Origin of the sequence: Ornithinibacillus halotolerans (assembly GCF_014637405.1) — a bacterium.
Lineage (GTDB): Bacteria > Bacillota > Bacilli > Bacillales > Amphibacillaceae > Ornithinibacillus > Ornithinibacillus halotolerans.
Map to the genome: position 1 here is coordinate 1 of NZ_BMEY01000039.1, position 1,850 is coordinate 1,850.

1 protein-coding gene is annotated in these 1,850 nt (G+C 37.3%); it reads left to right on the plus strand.

Going from position 1 to position 1,850, the window contains the following annotated elements:
* Positions 1-175 precede the first annotated feature (175 nt).
* The coding region (locus IEV35_RS19930; protein WP_229740832.1) for an IS1182 family transposase at positions 176-1,850 on the plus strand (1,675 nt) is incomplete at its 3' end.

A 1,850-nucleotide genomic window follows, 5' to 3' on the forward strand; every position in this document is an offset into this window, starting at 1 on the left:
GAGGCTGGGACAAAACCCCAGTAAATTAATATAAGCATGGTCCTTACCAACGTTTTAATGGTAAGGACCATGCTTATTATTTTTTGCACGCAATTTTCTGATATTAAAGTAAACAAAAAGGACACCATCTGATAAAATTAAAGTACGACCAATAACTTTTTTCGGAGGTGTCCTTATGTCGTATTATAACATGAAACAAGTTGTATTACCTATGGATTTGGAAGTTAGATTAAAAGAAAATGACATTGCCTTTGCCATTAATGATTTAGTAGAAAGTATTCCAGAAAGTGCTCTTGAACCACTTAGAAAAGATACTGGTCGTCCGCCATATGCTTCGCGGATGATGTTGAAAATTATCCTTTGTGGTTATACGCAGTCTGCCTTTTCGGGCAGGAAGATTGAAGCCTTATTAGAAGATAGTGTACGAATGATGTGGTTATCTCAGGAGCATCAACCAAGTTACAGAACGATTAATCGCTTTCGTGTGCACCCATTAGCGAAAGGGTTATTACGTGAGTGCTTTGTACAGTTTCGATCTCAGTTGGTAAAGGAAGAAGTAATTGAAGAAGAGGCTATTTTTATTGATGGCACAAAGATTGAAGCCAATGCGAATAAATTCACATTTGTATGGCGAAAATCGGTTGAAAATTATAGTGAAAAACTAATTGAAAAGTCCAATCAAATGTACGATGAGTTAATTGAAAAGCGAATCATTCCTGAAATAGAACGGGACGATTTCGAAGAGCTTTCGGTTGAAGAAATGAAAGAAATTGTGGAAAAACTGAGTGAAAAAATTGAAGCATACGACAAGGAAATTGAAGCGAGTGACGTTGGTGTTGAGCGGAAACAGCTTCGTTCCGAGCGAAAAGCACCAAAACAATATCGTAAGCAATTTGAAGATTTTATTGTGCGTAAACAAAATTACCAAAAGGATATGGAGATTTTTGAAGACCGCCATAGTTACTCAAAAACAGATCATGATGCCACATTTATGCGGATGAAAGATGACTATATGGGAAACGGACAACTGAAGGCTGGATATAATATTCAAGTTGCGACGGAAGGCCAATATGCGCTCGCTTATGATGTGTTTCCAAATCCAACCGACACCCGTACGTTGATTCCCTTTTTGAATACGATTGAAGAAAGCTTCTTTGAACTACCTAAATATATCGTGGCAGACGCAGGGTATGGTAGTGAACAAAACTATGAAGATATTATGAATAATAGAAATCGAACACCTCTTATTACATATAATCAGTATCGAAAGGAGAAGAAAAGAAAACACAAAAACAATGCTTTTCATGTAGACAATTGGGAATACCATGAAGAGGATGATGCATTCATTTGTCCGAATGGAAAGAAATTAATATTCAGCCATGTGTCCCTTCGAACCGACAAATACGGATTTAAACGAGAATTTAAAGTCTATGAATGCGAAGATTGTTCCGGATGCCCTTTACGCTCCATGTGTACAAAAGCGAAAGAGGGAAACAATCGAAAAGTATATCTCAATGAAAAGTGGGAATCTCAAAAAGAATATGTCAGGGAGAAGCTTTCAGACGAGAAAACTGGTGAAATTTACGGGAAACGCAAAATTGATGTGGAGCCAGTCTTCGGATTTCTGAAGGCTAATTTGGGTTTCACTCGAATGTCTGTTAGAGGAAAAGAGAAAGTGATAAATGAATTAGGATTTGCGCTTATGGCGGTAAACTTGAGAAAGTATACCGCCAAAAACGGCAAATCTAGTTTAGGAAATGGAAATGATTTCAAAAAAACTGGTTCCAAGCAATTTTCAATCGCTTGGAACCAGTTTTTTATTACTTTCTGGCTAGTTTTGTCCCAGCCTC